Genomic DNA, 18,551 nt, shown 5'->3' on the forward strand with positions numbered 1-18,551 from the left:
CGGCGCGTGCGGCCGGCCGGCGCGAAAACGAAAGCCAAAAGGCCGACCGGATACCTGGGTATCCGGCGGCCGGGTCAAAACCCGCGGGATGCGGCGGACACAACGCCGCTCCCTAGCGGGTCACCGCGAAGCGCAAGCCTTAGGACGGGCGGCCCTTGCCATTGCACACCGAGGCGTTGCCGATGTTCAGGCCGTTGCTATCGCCAGTGATGAAAACCGACTTGATCGCGTTGAGCCAGCTGGCCGGCAGCTTGACGAACTGATGCTGACTGATCAGGCTGTCGTAACCGCCATTGTTGAGCTTGGTCACGAAGTCCTTGACCGCGCCGCCCACGGTGGTCGCGCCAACGCCATCCGCATAGCACTGGTTGATCAGCAGATTGGTCGTGCCATAGATCGGGTACTTGGCGCGCGGACCGGCAGTGGCCGGCAGCACGTAGCCCGGCACCCAATTCAGCTGATTCTTGGGATCAAGGGTACCGGTGTTGCCCGGGGGCACGACGGAGTCGGGGATGCTGATGTTGGTCGGCAGTTGGCCGTTGATCTTGGCCACCTTGCTCGCATCGTTCGGTGCGTAGTCGTAGTCCGGGCTCAGGTAGGAGAAGCTGCCGTCGGTCTCCAGTGCGGTTTTAACACCGGAGCTGCCGTTGGCGGCCACCCAGTTGGCCGGAAGGCCGCCGGGGATCCCGGCAACCACGGCGGTGAAGGTGCTGGACTTGGTGAAACCATAAGAAGCCGGGCATGCTTCTTTCAGGTAAGTCGCCAGCAGCTCGGTGGTGCCGCTCGAATCGCTGCGATACACGACACGGATCGGAGTGGTGTCGCCGTTGCCGAGGATGCCACCCCAGGTCGTGATCTGGTTGGAGAACACCTTGCACACCTGGTCATTGGTCAGGTTGACCTGGGTCACGCCGGCGCGCTTGTACGGCAGGGTCACCGAGGTGAGCACGGCCGGGATCTGGATGACCGGGCCAAAGGCGGCCTTGTTGGGCTCGTAGGTGGTCAGGTCAGCCGCGCTCAGCGCCGAGTCGCTGCCGGCGAAGTGCACGTTGCCGGTGGTGTTGAACAGCGAAGCGTTGTTGGTCAGAAAGGCTTTCTTGCCGGTGCCGCTGCCGGTGCCGAGATACGTCCACGAGCCGATCACGTTGCCGCTGGCGAAAATCCCTTTGTAGAATTTTTCCGGCAGAGTGGCGCCGCCACCTTGTACGGTTTGCGCCGAAGCGGCGCCTGCCAACATACCGGCTGCGAGAACGGCAACCAGGGCCTTCACTTTGAAGTTCACGGAATTCATCCAATTGCTCCTTTGGCAATCAAGAAGGTTGAAACACGAAACTCGAAACACGAACTGACTCATTAAAGGTGTCGCTTTCGTACTTCCGCGCAACGTCCGTTCCCCTTGGAGCCGACCGTTGCCTTTGTGTGGCGACGGAGCCATTATGAAGACGGCTGATGACATGCCAAGGAAATAAAATCCCCAACATCGAAAAAAATTCTCCCGATCTTTCAGCCACTTGCCCGAACCTTCGGCTACCACAACACGAGCATTTCCCGGCTCGAAAAACCTGTGCCAACCCCTTGATTTCAAATGCGCCCGCACGGGTTTGACGCAACGCACCGGCCCAAAAACTGGAAGAAAACCGCCCGGCCGGCATTCCCCCGATTCCCCCCGACTCGTGACATATATCACCCGAACTCTTACCCAAAACAGGTAAACCCTCCGAAAAGCGGGGGCAAAAAATGCGTGGGAGTTCGCGAAGAGACCGTTGAACAATCGCCGGCGATTGCCCTGCCCCGGAAAGAAACCGCGGAGCGTGGACGAGCGACAGGAAAAAACGCGACGAGGCATGGAACGACTCTTTCGCACGATCCGGCTTCGAGGTTCGGAGGTGGGCGGGAACCTGCCCGGAACGGGAAAACGATGCGGGAACCGCGCGACGAGCCACAGAGACGCCGGCCACCCGCGGTCTGTCACTTCACCATCTGGTTGATTTCCATGATCGGCAGCAGCACGGCCAGCACGATCATCATCACGATGCCGCCCATGCCCAGGATCATCAGGGGTTCGAGCAGCGCGGTCAGGCGCGCGGCGCGGCGCTCGAGGTCGCGCGAGAGGTTGGCCGCGGCGCGGTCGAGCATCGGGGCGAGCGCGCCGGTTTTTTCGCCGCTGGCGATCAGGTGGATCAGGTTCGGCGGGAAGGTTTTCTGGATGCGCAGGGCGGGAGCCAGTGGCGCGCCTTCGCGCACCCGCGCCGTGGCGTCGGCGACGCGGGCTTTGAGGTGGTCGTTGCCGAGGGTCTGGCGCGCGGCGTCGAGCGCGCGCAACAGCGGCACGCCGGCGTCCATCAGGATGGCGAGGGTGGAGGCGAAGCGCGCGGTGTTCACGCCCAGCACGTATTTGCCGATCACCGGCAGGCGCAGGGTCGCACGGTGCCAGCCCAGCCGCACGGCGTCGTTGCGCAGCAGCCGGCGCCAGGCGGCGAACAGCAGCGCGGCGAGCGCGCCGGCGAGCCCGCCCCATTCGCGCACATAGTGGCTGAGCGTCAGCATCGCCCGGGTGATGGCGGGCAGGTCCTGGCGCGCCTGGGAAAACGCGCTGACCACCTGGGGCACCACATAGCCCAGCAGGAACACCACGATGCCCACCGACACGAAAGCGATCACCAGCGGATAGATGAAGGCCGTGAGCATCTTACTGCGCAGGTTGTCGCGGTTTTCCAGATAGTCGGCGAGACGCTCCATCACGCGCGCCAGATCCCCCGAATCCTCGCCCGCGCTGATCAGCGCGCGGTATATCCCGGGAAAATCCCGCGGCCGCTCGCCCAGCGCGTCGGCCAGCCGCATCCCGCCGCGCACATGGTCGCGCACCTCGCCCAGCGCCTCGGCGATCACCTTCTTTTCCGCCTGCTCGATCGTCGCCGTCAGCGCCGCCTCGAGCGGCAGGCGCGCGCCCAGCAGGCTCGCCAACTCCCGCGTCGCCCAGCACAGATCCGCGTCGGAGAGCCGCGGACTCAGCCAGGAGGCGCCGCCCGCGGCGGTTTCCTGCACCGAGAGCGCGGTCAGGCCGCGTTCGCGCAGCGCCAGCCGCGCGGCGCGCGGCGACTCGGCTTCCAGATCGCCGCTTTGCACCTCGCCGCTGGCAGTGGCGGCCTCGAAACGAAAACGCGGCATGGCTCCCCCTACCCTTCGTCGCGCGTGACGCGCAGGATCTCTTCGGCGGTGGTCACCCCGGCCTCCACCCAGCGCCGGCCGTCCTCGCGCATGGTGCGCATACCGCGCCGCCGCGCCGCCTCGCGCATCGCCGCCTCGTTGCCGCCGTCGTGGATCAGGCGGCGGATCGTGTCGTCGATCACAAACAGTTCGTGGATGCCGGTGCGGCCGCGGTAACCTGAATGGTTGCACGCCGGACATCCGGCCGGCGCCCAGCGCACCGCGCCGTCGGGCGGTGTCTCGCGCCGCTTGCAGTCCGGGCACAGGCAGCGCACCAGACGCTGGGCCAGCACCCCGAGCAGCGAGGACGACAGCAGGAAGGGCTCGATGCCCATGTCGGTCAGGCGCGTCACGGCGGACACCGCATCGTTGGTGTGCAGGGAGGCGAGCACCCCATGGCCGGTCAGCGACGACTGCACGGCGATCTGCGCGGTTTCCAGATCGCGGATCTCGCCGATCATGATGGTGTCCGGATCCTGGCGCAGCGCGGCGCGCAGCGCGGCTCCGAAGCTCATGCCGATCTTGCTGTGCACCGGAATCTGGTTGATGCCCGGCAGGTCGTACTCGACCGGATCCTCGACGGTGAGAATATTGCTCACCGTCTTGTCCAGTTGGCCGAGCGCGGCGTAAAGCGTGGTGGTCTTGCCGCTGCCGGTCGGGCCGGTGACCAGCACGATACCGTGCGGCTGACGGATCAGGCGCGTCAGTTCGTCAAGAGTGTCGGCGGCCAGCCCGAGCTTTTGCAATTGCAGGCGCCCGGCGTCCTTTTCCAGAAGGCGCAGCACGGCGCGCTCGCCGTGCGAGGTCGGCACGGTGGACACCCGCACGTCGATCGGCCGGCCACCGACGCGCAAGGTGATGCGGCCATCCTGGGGGATGCGCTTTTCGGCGATATCCAGCTGCGACATGATCTTGATGCGCGAAATCAGCGCGGCATGCAGCGCCTTGCGCGGCGACACCACATCGCGCAGCGCGCCGTCCACCCGGTAGCGCACCACCGAATGAGTCTCGAACGCTTCGAAATGCACGTCGCTCGCCCCGTCGCGCGCGGCCTGCGCCAGCAGCGCGTTGATCATGCGGATCACCGGCGCGTCGTCCCGGGCGTCGAGCAGGTCGGTGACGGCCGGCAAATCCTGCATCAGGCGCTCCAGATCGACTTCCGACTCGGCGGCGCCGACCACCTCGGCGGCGCTGCCCGTTTCGGCGTAGGTCGCGGTCAGCCGCGTCTCCAGCTCCGCTTCATCGATTTCGCGCCAGCGATCGATGCCGGTTTGGCGCATCGCCTCGGCGAGCGCCCAGCCCGCCGTGCGCGGAGTCGTCGCCAGCAGCGGGCTGTCCCCGTCGCGCGTCACGATGATGCGCTGGCTGCGCGCCCAGGCGTGCGGCAAGAGCGGATCGTTCATCATCGCGCGCTCCTTGCGGCGCAAGCCGGGCTCACGGATTCACCACCAGTTCGGGCCGGTAGCCCAGCTCGCGCAGCACGCCGGTGGAGGTGTCCACGGCGCGCGCGTCGCGCGGCAGGTCCACGCGCACCGCGTAGCCCGCGCCCCCCGGCCCGCCGACGATATAGGCGGGCATGCCGCTGATGCGCACGCGCTTGGCGATACGCACGGCGTCCTCTTCCTGCGTCACGTCGGCCACCTGCACCACGGTCTTGTCGCCCGATGGCGTGGCGTACGGCAGCGCCGGATCCCCGCTCACGCCGACATTGACCGGCAGGCGCGACGGCGCGAGCGGCGCCTCGGCCGGCGGCGGCGCGGGCCGTTCCCTCACCGTGCTGGACACGCGGGTGGCGGGCGCCGTCTCCTCGCGCGTCTTGCTCCACGCCCCGGGTCGCATGTCCAGAGCGTTTTTGCGGCCGGCGACCGGCAGATCGGCCGGCGGCAGGATCGGCGCCGGCATGTCCGGCAGCAGGGGATGGCGACCCGGCTGCGCCTGGCTTTGCTGCAGACGCATGAAGTTGTAGCGGTCCTGGGTCAGCCCGCGCCCGGCGTTGGCGTCGCGGATCACGTAGGGCCTGAGGAACACCATCAGATTGGTCTTGGTGCGCTGGCGGTTGTCGTAACGGAACAGGCCGCCGAGCACCGGAATCGAACCCAGGAGCGGCACGGCATTGCTGCCGTTGCTCACGTTGTCCTCCATCAGCCCGCCCAGCACCATGATCTGGCCGTCGTCGAGCAGCACGCTGGTATCCAGCGCGCGCTTGTTGGTGACGATGCCCGCCGCGCCGGAATTGCGCTCGTCGATGCTGCTCACTTCCTGATAGATGTCGAGCTTGACCGTGCCGCCCTCGGAAATCTGCGGGCGGATCTGCAGCTTCAGGCCGACATCCTCGCGCTCCACCGTCTGGAACGGATTGTTCGATCCACCGCCTCCGGCGGTGATGTACTGCCCGCTGACGAAGGGCACGGTCTTGCCGACCATGATGGAGGCCGGCTCGTTATCCAGGGTCAGGATGTTCGGCGTGGACAGGATGTTCGCCCCGCCGCGCGTCTGCAGCGCGCGCGCCAGCACCTCGAGATTCATGATTTCGCCGACGCCGGGCAGCTTGATGGTGCCGTTGACGATGCCCAGATTGAGTCCCTTGGGCAACAGATCGAGGCTGTTCTTGGCGTTGACGTTCAACCCGGCGCCGCCCAGATTGGTGCCGCCGAGGAAGCGGCCGTTCTGGCGCATCCACTGGATGCCCATCTCGGCGGCGTCGCTTTCGGTGACTTCGACGATCAGGCTCTCAACGAGCACCTGGGCGCGCCGCTGGTCGAGCAGGTCGATCACCCGGCGCAGGCTGCGGTACATCGGTTCGGGCGCGGAAATGATCAGCGTGTTGGTGGTGGCGTCGGCCTGCACCGTGACGCCGCCCGCCGAAAAGGCCGTGCCCTGCTGCCCCAGGGTGGAGCCGCCTTGCGCCTGGCCGCCCGCGCCACCGCTCTGCCCGGCGCCGAAGCGCGCGCTGCCGCCTCCCTGACCCGACGCGTTCGCCGCGCGGTTGGCCGCGCCGCCCGTGCCGGTGTTCGCCGCCGTGCTCCTGGCGCCCCCGCCTTGCATGCCGCCCGAGCCCAGCGCGCCGCGCGCGCTCTCGGCGCTGCCCAGCGCCACGCCGCCCGAATCCCCGGTGAGCAGACCGCGCAGCACGCCGGCCAGCGACACCGCCTGGGCGTTGCGCAGATACACCACGTGCAGGTTGCCCGGGTCGTCCTGGGCATTGTCCAGCTTGATGACGAGATTGCGCGCCAGAGCCACGCGCGACGGGCTGCTGGCGCGGATCACCACGCTGTTGGAACGCGGGTCGGCGAGCACCGCGATGTCGCGGCGCGCCTCGTTGCCCTGCTGCTGCAGCACGTCGTTGGCCAGCGCGGCGATGTCCACCGCCACGCCGTTGTAGACCTTGACCACCTCGGTGTCCAGCGAGGTGGGGGTGTCGATGCTCTCGATGATGCGCGCGATGCGCTCCAGGTTGTCGGCGAAATCGGTGATCACGAGCGTGTTGTTGGCCGGATAGGCGGCGATGGTGTTGTCCGGGGCGATCATCGGTTTGAGCACCGGCACCAGCGCGTCGGCGCTTTCGTAGGCGAGGCGGAAGGTGCGGGTGACGATGCCGCCGCCGGTGCCCGGCGTATTGACCGCGCCGCCCTGCAATTTGGCGTCGGCGACGGGCACCACGCGGCTGACGTTGCCGACGTCGACGATGGTGAAGCCGCGCATGCGCAGCGCCGAGCCGAGCATGCCATAGGCGGTGCCCGCGTCGATCTTGCCGTCGGAAACCAGCGAAATCTGGCCTTTGACGCGCGGATCCACCAGGAAGTGGCGTCCGAGAAAACGCGACAACGCGCCGATGACGTCCTGGATTTCGGCGTTCTGGAAGTTCAGCACCACCTTGTCCTCGGCGCCCGGCGCCGGCCGGCGCGACGCGGCGTGGTTAGCGGGCTTGCCGGTGTCCACCGGACGGGTCACATGGCCGCCCTTCTCGGTCGCGGCGGGTTTGGGCATGGCCGCGGGCGCGGTTTGCGCCGCGGGCGCCTCGGTCTCCTTGCCGGAACTGGGCACATAGTGGCCGTCGCGAAACAGCGGTGCGTCCCTGGCGGTCGTGGCGCAGCCGGCCAACAGCAGGCCGGATGCCAGGATACATCGTCTGAAAACCCGATTGGCACCGCGATGCTTCATGTTCCATTCCTTCGTGGTTGCGGCTGTGCCGCGAGCGTGATGGTGGCTTTGATACGGCCGTCCTGCGCGCCGGGCGGCGTGTCGCCGGGGCGCTCGAGCACGGCCTGCCGCACCGGCAGGCCCAGGGCCGGCGGGGCGTTGAGCAGCCAGGCGAGCAGCGGTTTGGCCTCAACCGGCCGCTCGAAAGCGATGAGCAGTTCCGTGCCGCGATCGCTCAGGCGGTAGGCGCCGGTGAACCCTGAGCGGTCAAGGCTCGCCGCCGCGCGGGCGGCGGGTGGCGGCGAACCGGCCTGCGGCGGCGCGGCGCCGGCTTCGGCGAGCACCGTCCCGAGCACCGCGGACTGGGCGCGCAGGCGCGGCATTTCCTCATCCCAGCGGCGCAGGGTGTCCAGCGCCGGTTTGGTGAAAACAAGCCAGAGCGCCGCGCCGGCGAGCACCACGGCCATCAGCGCGAGCTGCTTGCGCTCGCGCGGCGTCAGGGCGCGCCAGCGCCGATCCGAGCTGGCGGACAGGGCGAGCCAGCGCGCTGCCCAGCGTTCGCGGGCGGCCGCGCCGATGGAACGCGCACGGCGCAGGATGCGGGAAGACGCGGTCAAGCGGACCGCGGGCAGCCATTCGGTCATGATGTTCCTTCCGCGGGTACGGCGCGGATACGCAGCCCGCCTTCGTCCGGATCCACCGCCAGACCCCGTTCCCGGGCCTGCGCCTGCAGCGCGGCGAGCTCGGAGGCCTTGAGCGAGGCGCCTTCGCGCCAGCGCACCTCAAGCTGACCGCCCTGGTAGGACAGACGCGCCACCTGCGCGGCCGACTGGCTCAGCAAGGCGGACGAGGCGCGCAGCAACGCGGCGAAGTCGCCGGCCGCCACCGGCCCCGCGCCGGCCTTGCGCGCATCGCGCATCTGGCGCGCCTGCTGCAGCGGATTGAGGACAACCGGCAGCTCGGGAAACGCCGACTTCACCCGGGCCGCCATGTTTCGTTTCAACGCCACGCCCTCCTGTTCGACGCGCGCCGCGTAAAGATTGAGCCCGGCGAGCCAGACCGCCATGACGGCGACGCCCCAGCCCAGCAGCGGCCGCAGCCGGCGCCACGGTACGTCCGGCGTGGCGCGGCCCGTCGGCAGCGTCCAGCTCCATGCGTTCCCGTTGAAGGCTCCGGGGTCGTCCGCCCCGTACCAGCGGCAGTCGCCCATCCCGGGCAACAGGCCGCGCAGCCTGGCGTCGCAATCGCCCTCCGGCGCGGGATGCAAAATACCGGTTTGCGGTCCCGCGCGTACCACCATCCAGCCGTCGACGACCGCCGCGCTGACGGCGCCGTCCTGCGGCTGCGGCAAGAACGCGGGAGGCGGATACACCGCCGCGGGCCGCAAACCGTGGCGCGCCAGGTCGCCGAGCCGGTCGGCCAGCGCCGCCGAGGCCATCCAGGCCAGCGGCACGGAACCGGTTTCGCCGCGCGGCCCGTGACCGATCGCCAGTTCGTCCGGCGGCGCCAGCGCCATCAGGTCGACCGCGCCGCGCACGGCGAGGCGCAAACGTTTCGCCGACAACGGCGGCAATTCGGCGCCGGTCATCGCCACGTCCGCCGGGTGTGGACAGACCTCCAGACGTTTCGCCTGAAAACCGGCCGCCACCGCGGCCGGATCATCGAAGCGCGCGGCCTGCCACTGGCCCGACGGCAGGCGCCAGGCGCCGTGAAACGGCCCCGGCGCGTGGGCCGCGGGAAGCCTCAGCCGCAGAAGATCGGTGCGGATCCGGTTCATGCGCCCTCCCTCAGCCAGACCACGCTCGGCAGCCCGGCCTTGTCGTCATGCAGCAGCGCCCGCATCAGCAGCGTGGTGCGCGGGGTGCGCAGCGCGCCGGCCACGCGGAACCACTCGCTGGTGATGCCGATGCGGACATCGGACTCGTCGATCTGCGGCATGCGCAACCGGTTCACGAAGTCCCCGCGATTGATGAACCACTGACCATGATCTCGCTCGGCGAGCATGGCTTTGGCGTGTTCCAGCGACAATCCCGGCACCCAGGCCGCCAGCACTTCGGGACCGGCGGTATTGGCATTGATCCAGGTGGCGCGGGGCAGTACGGTCAGATACGGGCGCAATCGCTCCACGCTGGCCGGGTCGATGCCGGGCGTTCCGAGCAGATCGCCGATGTCGCGCAGCCTGGGCGCCGGCGCGCGCGCGCCGGGGTCATCGATACCGTACGCCCGCCGGGCTTCGTCGATGGCTTTTGAGGGTTCGGCCGCCTCCGGCGTCGAGGATGGCGGCTCCGCGTCGGCGAAGCTGGTGATCGCGCGGCGGCCGATCAGGCCGGCCTGCTGAGCCGGCACGCCCAGCATCGCGCACAGACGCAAAAAAGCCGCGCTCTCGCGCGGATCGATCCGGCCGCCCTGCACGAGGTTGCGCAGATTGAATTTGGCCTGTTCGTCGGTGATTTCGCTGAACACCCGCGCGGCGCCGCCGTCAAGCTCGCCGGCCACGGCACCGTCGATAGGCCGCGCCCACGAACCGTCAAGCCGGACCAGCGGCGTGCGCTGCGCTTCGGAGTACAGCACGGTTCGCGCGCGGCCCAGTTCGCCGCGCAGCAGCCAGCGCCCTTCCAGACGGCTCTGCTCGGCGAGCGCCGAACGAATGGCGGTGGTCTGCCGGCTCATCAGCGCGGCGGCGAGCAGCGCGATCACGGCGACGATCAGCAGCACGCTGATCACGGCCATGCCGGCGCTTCGCGCTGGCGGCGGTTTGACGATGCCCTTCATGCCGGCCTAGAGCTGCCAGGAGCCGATGTCGGCTTTACTGCCCTCGCCGCCCGCTTCGCCGTCGGCGCCCAGCGAAAACACATCGATCTCGCCGTTGGTGCCCGGATTCAGATAGTGGTAGGCGTTGCCCCAGGGGTCCTTGGGCAGCTTTTCAAGATAAGGCCGCCAGTTTTGCGGAATGCGCCCGGAGGCGGGTTTTTGCACGAGCGCGCGCAAACCCTGCTCGGAGCTGGGATACTGGCCGTTGTCGAGCCGGTAGAGTTTGAGCGCCTGCATGATGGCGCCGACATCCTGGCGGGCGGCGGTGGCGCGCGCCTGGTCCGGACGGTCCATCAGATTGGGAACGATCAGCGCGGCGAGCACCCCCATGATCACCACCACCACCATGATTTCGATCAGGGAAAACCCCCGCTGGCGGCGCGAAACACGGTGCGTCGATCCGTGGCCCCGAAACATCATTGCGCATCTCCCGGTCTTGGCTGTTCATACGGGAAGATGATCTCAAATTTGCATGTCATCTTCATGGAAGCAACTCGGGAGAAAAACGTGGGGATTTCCGCTTGAAACGGCGCGTTTGGCGCATTGGACGGCGAATTATCCCGAACACGCGTCACGAAATCGTCATCGAACACGGCGGGAGCGTGAAAAAAAGCGGGGGAAGCGGCCGGACGGTTAGCGCCACATGTCGGCGAAATTCCGGGGATGCGAGACCGGAGGGGGATGGCGCGCGAAAAAAACCGGCCATGAAAAAAGGGGCCGAAGCCCCTTGTTTTCATCGACCGCGGCGATGTGTGCCTGGCGCGTCGCACTCTGGAGCGGGAAACGAGGCTCGAACTCGCGACCTCAACCTTGGCAAGGTTGCGCTCTACCAACTGAGCTATTCCCGCACGAAGCGTGGCACTGAACGAAGCGTGGAGCGGGAAACGAGGCTCGAACTCGCGACCTCAACCTTGGCAAGGTTGCGCTCTACCAACTGAGCTATTCCCGCGTACCGGACAAATCATTCACTGCGTAAATTGTGGAGCGGGAAACGAGGCTCGAACTCGCGACCTCAACCTTGGCAAGGTTGCGCTCTACCAACTGAGCTATTCCCGCGTATCAGCGCGAAAGAGACGGTGGAGCGGGAAACGAGGCTCGAACTCGCGACCTCAACCTTGGCAAGGTTGCGCTCTACCAACTGAGCTATTCCCGCAGTGTCTTTCTTGCTGCCCGACGTTTGGTGCGTCGAGAGAGTGCGAATTATAAAGCAATTCGCCATGCTGTCAAGCGCTCATCCTTCCATTTTCTTCTCGGCGATCTCGTCCGCCGCCATCTTCAGGTAGTAAACCATTGACCACAAAGTCAAAATCACCGCGATCACCATGCAGGCGTTGCCCAGCAGCAGGGTGTCGACTCCCGGCACCAGCGGACCGGCGTACAGCAGCAGCAGGATGGCGACCATCTGCGCGGTGGTCTTGAGCTTGCCGATGTAGGCCACGGCGACGCTCTTGCGCTGGCCGATCTGCGCCATCCATTCGCGTAGCGCCGAAATGGCGATTTCCCGGCCGATGATGATCATCGCCATCCAGCCGGCGGTGCGGTGCAGGTCCACCAGCAGGATCAGCGCGGCCGCGACGATCAGCTTGTCGGCCACCGGATCGAGAAACGCGCCGAACGACGAGGTCTGGTCGAGCCTGCGCGCGAGGTATCCGTCAAGCCAGTCCGTGACCGCGGCCACCGCGAAGATCACGGCGCCGGCCAGGTTGCGGTGATGCGCCACGAGGACGTTGTCCGGCAGGAAAAAAACCGCAACGCAGATCGGAATCAGGGCGACACGGATCCACGTCAGAAATATCGGCAGGTTGAACGGCATCGGTGACTCAGGGTTAGGGTTGAAGACACCCGCGCGCGGCGGAGTTCAATGCAGAGCATCGTAAATCTTGGCGGCAAGCGTCTTGCTGATGCCCTCCACCTGCGCCAGGTCGTCGACACTGGCGGCCATCACTCCCCGCAATCCGCCAAAACGCGCCAAGAGCCGCTGGCGGCGCTTGCCTCCGACACCCGGGATATCCTCGAGCGTGGAATGCACGCGCGCCTTGGCGCGGCGCGCCCGGTGCCCGGTGATGGCGAAGCGGTGCGCTTCGTCCCGGATGGTCTGGATCAGGTGCAAAGCGGGGTGGTCATGGGGCAATTGTAACGTTTTTTGACGAAAAGGTAGGATAAGTGTTTCAAGGCCCGGTTTGCGCTCCTCGCCCTTGGCCACGCCGACGATGGGAATATCGAGGCCCAATTCGCCCCAGACTTCCACCGCCATGCGCACCTGCCCCTTGCCGCCGTCGATCAGCACCACATCCGGACGCCGGGACTCGCCCTCGATCATCTTGCCATAGCGGCGGGTCAGCACCTCGCGCATCGCCGCGTAGTCGTCGCCCGCTTTGGCCGTCTCAATATTGTAGCGGCGGTATTCCGACGACTGCATGCCGCCGTTGTCGTACACCACACAGGAGGCCACCGTCGCCTCCCCCATCGTATGACTGATGTCGAAGCACTCGAGACGCTCGACGCCGTCCATTTCCAGCACATCGCACAGCATGGCGAGACGGTGGCGCTGGGCCGCTTCGCTGCCCATGCGCTGCATGATCGCCAGGCGCGCGTTCTTTTCCGCCATCTCCAGCCAGACGCGGCGCTCGCCGATCGGATTGGCCGTCAGCGCCACGCGCCGGCCGGCGCGCTCGGCGAGCCACGCCTCCAGGGCTTCGCCCACCGCGGCGTTGACGATGAGGGTCGGCGGCGGCGCGGCCTGCGCGTAATGCTGGGCGAGAAACGCCTCGAGCAGTTCCTCGACGCTGTCGCCCGTGGAGTTCGACGGAAACAGGCTCTTGTCGCCCAGGTGCCGGCCGCCGCGGATCATCACCAGGTTGACCGCCGCCAGATCGCCGTCGCGCGCGACCGCGATCACGTCGCAATCGCGCTGGCTCGCATTGCTCGACACGAACTGTTTTTCCTGCACGCGCGACAGCGCCTGGATCTGGTCGCGCAATTGCGCGGCGAGTTCGAATTCGAGCGCCTCGCTCGCCGCCATCATGCGCGCATTGAGCCGGTCGATCAGCTCGTTCTCGCGCCCTTCGAGAAACGACACCGCCCCGGCCACGTCCTCGCGGTAATCGTCGGCGGAAATCTCCCCGGTGCAAGGCGCCGAGCAACGCCGGATCTGGAACAGCAGGCAGGGCCGCGAGCGGTTGGAGAACACGCTGTCCTCGCAGGTGCGCAGACGGAACACCTTTTGCAGGATCTGAATGCTCTCGCGTACCGCGTAACTGTTGGGAAACGGGCCGAAGCACTGGTCGGGCCTGCGCGGCTCGCCCCTGAAATACGCCATCCTCGGCCACTCATGACCTGAGACCACGAGATAGGGATAGGACTTGTCGTCGCGGAACAGGATGTTGTACTTGGGCGCCAGCGCCTTGATCAGGTTGTTCTCCAGGATCAGGGCCTCGGCCTCGGAGCGGGTGACGGTGGTTTCGATCGCGGCGATCTGCCGCACCATCAGCTGGATGCGCGGCGACAGGTCGGTTTTCTGGAAATAGGAACTGACCCGGCGCTTCAGATCCACGGCCTTGCCCACATAAAGCACCTTGCCGTCCTTGTCCAGCATGCGGTAGACGCCGGGCAGCGCGGGAAGCACGGCCAGCGTCTCCCGCGGGTCGAACGGTTCGGGGCGAGCGCCGCTCACGGATTCGGTTGACATGCGATTTCCATCTGCAGTTGCAGGGCGCGGCGCTGCTCGCCAAGCGCCACGGCGGTGTCGCGCGGCTCGCCATGGCTGCGCTCGTTCGAAGCGTCGCGGGTTTTCTGGGCGGCGGCGCGCGCGTCAAGCTCGGCGAGCCTGCCGCGCAGCGAGGCGCACTGTTCCTGATTGCGGGCCGCTTTTGCCTGGGCCACGGCGGGCGCCGACGCCGACGCCGGCCCGGCCGTCGGAGTCGGCGCCGGCTGGATGGCGGCGGCCGGAACGGGGCCCGGTCTTGCGCCGCCGCCGGCGCTGATGCGCGTGGCGGTCACGCCGGGCGGATAATGATCGCCGTACGCCACCCGCCCTTTCCCCTCTTTCCATTGATAAACATCCGCGGATGCGACAGCGGACAGCACAAATGCGACACCAGCGAACACAACGCGCAACGTTTTCAAAACGGTCTCCCGGCCTTGTGGATTCTGGCCTATTTTACTGGTAGCCACCCAGCCGGGCAAAACCGTCTTGCGCAAGACGCCTTTTGCACTGAACGGACCGGTTCGGTATAATGCCTATTTGCCGCAAAGGAAACGCCAGATGCGTATCATCGAGAAAGCCTATACTTTCGACGACGTTCTCCTCGTCCCGGCCCACTCTGCTGTTCTGCCGCGCGACGTTCAACTCTCCACCGCCCTTTCCCGCAACATCCGACTGAATCTGCCGCTGGTGTCCGCCGCCATGGATACCGTGACCGAAGCCCGTCTGGCCATCGCCATGGCCCAGGAAGGCGGTATCGGCATCATTCACAAGAACATGACCGCGGAAAAGCAGGCCAAGGAAGTCTCCAAGGTCAAGCGTCACGAAAGCGGCGTGGTCAAGGACCCGATCACCATCGGTCCGGACATGATGGTCCGCGATCTCGTTCTCCTGACAAGGCAACACCGCATCTCCGGCCTGCCCGTCGTCAAGGACGGCAAGGTGGTCGGCATCGTCACCAACCGCGATCTGCGCTTCGAGACCCGTCTTGACCAGCCCGTCGCCTCGATCATGACCCCGCGCGAGCGCCTGGTGACCGTCAAGGAAGGCGCGAGCATCGACGAAGCCCGCGAACTGATGCACACCCACCGCCTCGAGCGCGTGCTGGTGATCAACGACGACTTCGAGCTCAAGGGCCTGATCACCGTCAAGGACATCATCAAGACCAGCGAGCACCCGAACGCCTGCAAGGATAGCCAGGGCAGCCTGCGCGTCGGCGCGGCGGTCGGCGTCGGCGCGGACACGGAGGCCCGGGTGGAACTCCTGGTGGCCGCCGGCGTCGACGTGGTGGTGGTCGACACCGCCCACGGCCATAGCCAGGGCGTGCTCGACCGCGTCCGCTGGGTGAAGAAGACCTTCCCGCACATCGACGTGATCGGCGGCAACATCGCCACCGCCGATGCCGCGCTGGCATTGGCCGAAATGGGCGCGGACGCCGTGAAGGTCGGCATCGGCCCGGGCTCGATCTGCACCACGCGCATCGTCGCCGGCGTCGGCGTGCCGCAACTGACCGCGATCCACAATGTTTCCGAAGCGCTGCGCGACACCGGCATCCCGATGATCGCCGACGGCGGCATCCGCTTCTCCGGCGACATCGCCAAGGCGCTGGCCGCCGGCGCGAACTGCGTGATGCTCGGCGGCATGTTCGCCGGCACCGAAGAGGCTCCGGGCGAAGTCGAGCTGTACCAAGGGCGTTCCTACAAGTCCTACCGCGGCATGGGCTCGCTCGGCGCGATGACCCAAGGCTCGTCGGACCGCTACTTCCAGGACAACGAAGCCAACGCCGACAAGTACGTGCCCGAAGGCATCGAAGGCCGCGTTCCCTACAAGGGTCCGATCGGCCAGGTGGTTCACCAGCTGACCGGCGGCCTGCGCTCGTCGATGGGCTACCTGGGCTGCAAGAGCATCGAGGAAATGCACGAGAAGGCCGGTTTCGTCGAAATCACCTCGGCCGGCATGCGCGAATCGCACGTGCACGATGTGCAGATCACCAAGGAAGCGCCGAACTATCACGTCGAGCGCTGATCGACTCCGGACCGCAAACATCGAAACGCCCCGCGCCGCAAGGCCCGGGGCGTTTTTCATTCGGCCTTGCCGAACGCGACCGCGCTGTGATTCGAAGCGAGGAACGAGGTGTGCAGCCGCGCGAACATCGACCGGGCCGACGACGGACGCCCCGGCACGCCCTGCCCGACAACGGCGTAATCAAGCGTTCCACCGCTGATTTGCGTCGCGGTATTGTTGGTATACAGCGGCGTCACTTCCCTGGCGGTCTGGGGAAAATGGCTGGACAACAAGCGGCCAAGCTCGTTGGGCTCCATATTGTGATCCCCCAGCACCATCCACTCCGTGTTGGCCTGACCGGAGAAGTGACGGTACAGATCATCGACAATATTGGGGGCTTCGTTATTACCCATGGACCGCGCATGAATATTGAAAAACACATCCCTGCCGCCTCCCGGCCCCGTCCGATTGAACGCCACCCCCAGCAGCGGGCGTTTATTTGCCCCGGCGGGATTCGACAACACGACAACATCGTCCGCACGGCGGCTGGTGATGGTCGCAAGGCTCACCCGGTTTCCCATATCCGCATAATAAATATACCTGACCATGCCCGGGCGTGAATGACTGCCCCAGCGCCATGTGTATTCCCGGATGGTAAGCCCCATCCCGCGGGGCAGAGCGATGACCCGGTTGGTCAACTCCGCCGCCGCGGGCAATTCCCCGGTTTCCTGCAACGCCAATACATCGTACAGTCGAGCCATTGGCTTGACATAGATTTCCCATTTGAACTCGGTTGCATGCGACGCTCCCTGCATATTCCAGCTACCCACCGAAAAATCCTTCACATCGGCATGAACAGGGCAGCTTGCCATCATCGGCAAAGCGACCCGCACCGCAAAACGCAAAAACCTCTGCATCGTCAGCTCCTTTCGTTCACAACTCATCATGCGACGACACCGTCGAACTCGTCATGGCGGGATGAATCGTCCACAACCGCTGGCTGTTCACCCTCTCGTCACTGCCAGAGCATTTCGTGAAACTCACCCCAAAGGCATAGCGATAATCGGAACTGGAATACGTATGAACGCATAGCCCCAAGCTGACACTTTTTAGCTGCATCGCGCCGCTTTGAGCGAGAATGGGCAAAAAGGCTTGACGGGCATCGCCGGGCGAGCACGTTTCATGAGTCAGCCCCGAAGAGCTGTAGGCCGTCATGCAGGTACCGGTCGCGACATTCACGAAGGTCAGCGAGGAATCCTTATTGGACTTGATGCGCCAGTTGGCATTGTTGCCCCAATAACGGGCATCGTAGGGCGTGTAACCCCACAGCCAGGATCGGGGAGAAGTTTTCCAGACGAGAATCAGCGCCCCGCTCCAGATATTGGCCAGAGAGACATGCGGCGGCTCCCGGGATTCGGGCGCCTCCTCCGCCCAGCCTGTCGGCGCCAAGGCCAGCAGCAACATGTATACCGCAGCGCTTCTGCCTGAGATCCTCCACCCCCGGCTTGCAACGCGAGTCGCCATAACGATACCTCCTTGTTCTTTAGTTCTCGGCAAAGGAAACCCGGCCTGTATCCGCGCAGGACGGGGCTGCGCTCATTAAAAGACAAGATCCGATACGAAAACATCGGGGAGACGGTGTTATGAGACGGGAAACGGTCGACGATGGCCATGGCTTCAACACGTACGAATCGGAGAAAACAGAACCCGGCTCGTCATCATCGCGCACCGGACGAAGGCGGCCGCCGGCAACAGGGCCATGCTAGACTGCAAGGCCGTCCACTCATTCTTCACGACCATGTTCGCCACCCGCTCCGAACACGCCGTGCTCAACGGCCGACGCCACCATATCCGGCACTGGGGGAACGAAAGCGCGCCCCCGCTCTTTCTGCTGCACGGCTGGATGGATTCATCGGCCACCTTCCGCTTCGCCACCGCCGACCTGGAGCACGACTGGCACCTGATCGCTCCGGACTGGCGCGGATTCGGCGACAGCGAATGGAACGCCGGCGGTTATTATTTTCCGGACTATCTGGCCGATCTGGACGCCCTGCTCGAGCGGGTCTCGCCCAAAGCGCCGGTACGCCTCGCCGGACACAGCATGGGCGCCATGATCGCCGGCATCTACAGTGGCGTGCGGCCCGAGCGGGTCGCGGCCGTTGCCCTGCTGGAAGGATTCGGACTGCCCGCGACCCAGCCGGCCGAAGCGCCCGGACGCTATGCCCGCTGGTTGAAGGAACAACGGCAGCCGCCGGCGTTCATGGCGCTCGACAGTCTCGATGGCGTGGCGGCCCGGCTGATCGAGCGCAATCCGCGGATGGCGCCGCAGCACGCCGCCTGGATCGCGGGGGAACTGACCCGCCCGGGCCCGGACGGCAAGCCGGTGTACCGCGCCGACCCGCGCCACAAGGGCGTGAATCCGGTGCTCTATCGTCTGGAAGAAGCGATGGCCTGCTGGCGCAATATCCGCTGCCCGGTGCTGTGGGTGATCGCCGGCGACACCGCCGATCACCCGCTGGCCCGCGGCGTGGCCGACACGCTCGATGAACGGCGCGCGCAATTCGCCCGCCTTGAGGAAGTGACGCTGCCCGATGCCGGGCACATGCTGCAGTGGGAACAACCCGAGGCCTTTTCCCGGACGCTCGCGGAGTTTTTCCGAAAAACCCGGGAAGGTTGAGCGGCCGGA

Annotated in this window: 15 protein-coding genes and 4 tRNA genes; 2 read left to right on the top strand and 17 right to left on the bottom strand. The window is 66.2% G+C overall.

Annotation, left to right across the window (positions count from 1 at the left end; genetic code table 11):
- Positions 1–139: 139 nt before the first annotated feature.
- The 15 genes from JNO50_RS14320 to JNO50_RS14390 form a co-directional block, all read right to left on the bottom strand.
- A complete protein-coding gene (locus JNO50_RS14320; RefSeq protein ID WP_215796385.1) occupies positions 140–1,291 on the bottom strand; it encodes a substrate-binding domain-containing protein in 1,152 nt (383 codons plus the stop codon).
- A gap of 677 nt (positions 1,292–1,968) precedes the next feature.
- The gene (gene gspF, locus JNO50_RS14325; RefSeq protein WP_189530499.1) at positions 1,969–3,168 is read right to left on the bottom strand and encodes a type II secretion system inner membrane protein GspF; all 1,200 of its coding nucleotides are present in this window, start codon (positions 3,166–3,168) and stop codon (positions 1,969–1,971) included.
- A gap of 8 nt (positions 3,169–3,176) precedes the next feature.
- Positions 3,177–4,613: a type II secretion system ATPase GspE gene (gene gspE / locus JNO50_RS14330; protein WP_280530234.1), complete on the bottom strand. Its 1,437-nt coding sequence runs from the start codon at positions 4,611–4,613 to the stop codon at positions 3,177–3,179.
- A 28-nt stretch (positions 4,614–4,641) separates the two neighbouring features.
- Positions 4,642–7,368 (bottom strand): type II secretion system secretin GspD, encoded by a 2,727-nt coding sequence (gspD, locus tag JNO50_RS14335; protein ID WP_215796386.1) that lies wholly within the window; start codon positions 7,366–7,368, stop codon positions 4,642–4,644.
- Positions 7,365–7,991 carry a type II secretion system protein GspM gene (gene gspM / locus JNO50_RS14340; protein WP_189530497.1) on the bottom strand — a complete coding sequence of 209 codons (627 nt, stop codon included), beginning with the start codon at positions 7,989–7,991 and terminating at the stop codon, positions 7,365–7,367. The genes gspD and gspM overlap by 4 nt, the downstream gene beginning before the upstream one ends.
- Positions 7,988–9,124 carry a type II secretion system protein GspL gene (gspL, locus tag JNO50_RS14345; RefSeq protein WP_189530487.1) on the bottom strand — a complete coding sequence of 379 codons (1,137 nt, stop codon included), beginning with the start codon at positions 9,122–9,124 and terminating at the stop codon, positions 7,988–7,990. Before gspL ends, gspM begins: the two co-directional genes overlap by 4 nt.
- A complete protein-coding gene (gspK, locus tag JNO50_RS14350) occupies positions 9,121–10,077 on the bottom strand; it encodes a type II secretion system minor pseudopilin GspK (protein ID WP_215796387.1) in 957 nt (318 codons plus the stop codon). Before gspK ends, gspL begins: the two co-directional genes overlap by 4 nt.
- A gap of 48 nt (positions 10,078–10,125) precedes the next feature.
- The gene (gene gspG / locus JNO50_RS14355) at positions 10,126–10,578 is read right to left on the bottom strand and encodes a type II secretion system major pseudopilin GspG (protein WP_373298274.1); all 453 of its coding nucleotides are present in this window, start codon (positions 10,576–10,578) and stop codon (positions 10,126–10,128) included.
- 352 nt (positions 10,579–10,930) lie between these two features.
- Positions 10,931–11,006: transfer RNA gene (locus tag JNO50_RS14360), tRNA-Gly, on the bottom strand.
- Between the two features lie 25 nt (positions 11,007–11,031).
- Positions 11,032–11,107, bottom strand: a tRNA-Gly gene (locus JNO50_RS14365).
- Positions 11,108–11,138: 31 nt separating this feature from the next.
- Positions 11,139–11,214, bottom strand: a tRNA-Gly gene (locus tag JNO50_RS14370).
- 21 nt (positions 11,215–11,235) lie between these two features.
- Positions 11,236–11,311: transfer RNA gene (locus JNO50_RS14375), tRNA-Gly, on the bottom strand.
- 78 nt (positions 11,312–11,389) lie between these two features.
- Positions 11,390–11,971 (bottom strand): CDP-diacylglycerol--glycerol-3-phosphate 3-phosphatidyltransferase, encoded by a 582-nt coding sequence (pgsA, locus tag JNO50_RS14380; RefSeq protein WP_189530483.1) that lies wholly within the window; start codon positions 11,969–11,971, stop codon positions 11,390–11,392.
- Between the two features lie 45 nt (positions 11,972–12,016).
- Entirely contained in the window at positions 12,017–13,846 is a 1,830-nt protein-coding gene (gene uvrC, locus JNO50_RS14385) for an excinuclease ABC subunit UvrC (RefSeq protein WP_189530481.1), read from the bottom strand.
- Positions 13,828–14,283 carry a DUF4124 domain-containing protein gene (locus JNO50_RS14390; RefSeq protein ID WP_189530479.1) on the bottom strand — a complete coding sequence of 152 codons (456 nt, stop codon included), beginning with the start codon at positions 14,281–14,283 and terminating at the stop codon, positions 13,828–13,830. The genes uvrC and JNO50_RS14390 overlap by 19 nt, the downstream gene beginning before the upstream one ends.
- A 139-nt stretch (positions 14,284–14,422) precedes the next feature.
- Between JNO50_RS14390 and guaB the strand changes: the two genes are divergently transcribed.
- Positions 14,423–15,886, top strand: coding sequence for an IMP dehydrogenase (guaB, locus tag JNO50_RS14395; protein ID WP_189530477.1), 1,464 nt, complete (start codon positions 14,423–14,425; stop codon positions 15,884–15,886).
- 56 nt (positions 15,887–15,942) lie between these two features.
- Here the strand turns inward: guaB and JNO50_RS14400 are convergent, their stop codons facing one another.
- Positions 15,943–16,782, bottom strand: a complete 840-nt coding sequence (locus JNO50_RS14400; RefSeq protein ID WP_189530475.1) for a cytolethal distending toxin subunit B family protein — start codon at positions 16,780–16,782, stop codon at positions 15,943–15,945.
- A gap of 16 nt (positions 16,783–16,798) precedes the next feature.
- Positions 16,799–17,329 carry an RICIN domain-containing protein gene (locus tag JNO50_RS14405; RefSeq protein ID WP_189530473.1) on the bottom strand — a complete coding sequence of 177 codons (531 nt, stop codon included), beginning with the start codon at positions 17,327–17,329 and terminating at the stop codon, positions 16,799–16,801.
- A 295-nt stretch (positions 17,330–17,624) separates the two neighbouring features.
- Between JNO50_RS14405 and JNO50_RS14410 the strand changes: the two genes are divergently transcribed.
- Positions 17,625–18,542: an alpha/beta fold hydrolase gene (locus tag JNO50_RS14410; protein ID WP_229804423.1), complete on the top strand. Its 918-nt coding sequence runs from the start codon at positions 17,625–17,627 to the stop codon at positions 18,540–18,542.
- The last annotated feature ends 9 nt before the right edge of the window (positions 18,543–18,551 follow it).

It is taken from the genome of Paludibacterium paludis (assembly GCF_018802605.1).
Classification (GTDB): domain Bacteria; phylum Pseudomonadota; class Gammaproteobacteria; order Burkholderiales; family Chromobacteriaceae; genus Paludibacterium; species Paludibacterium paludis.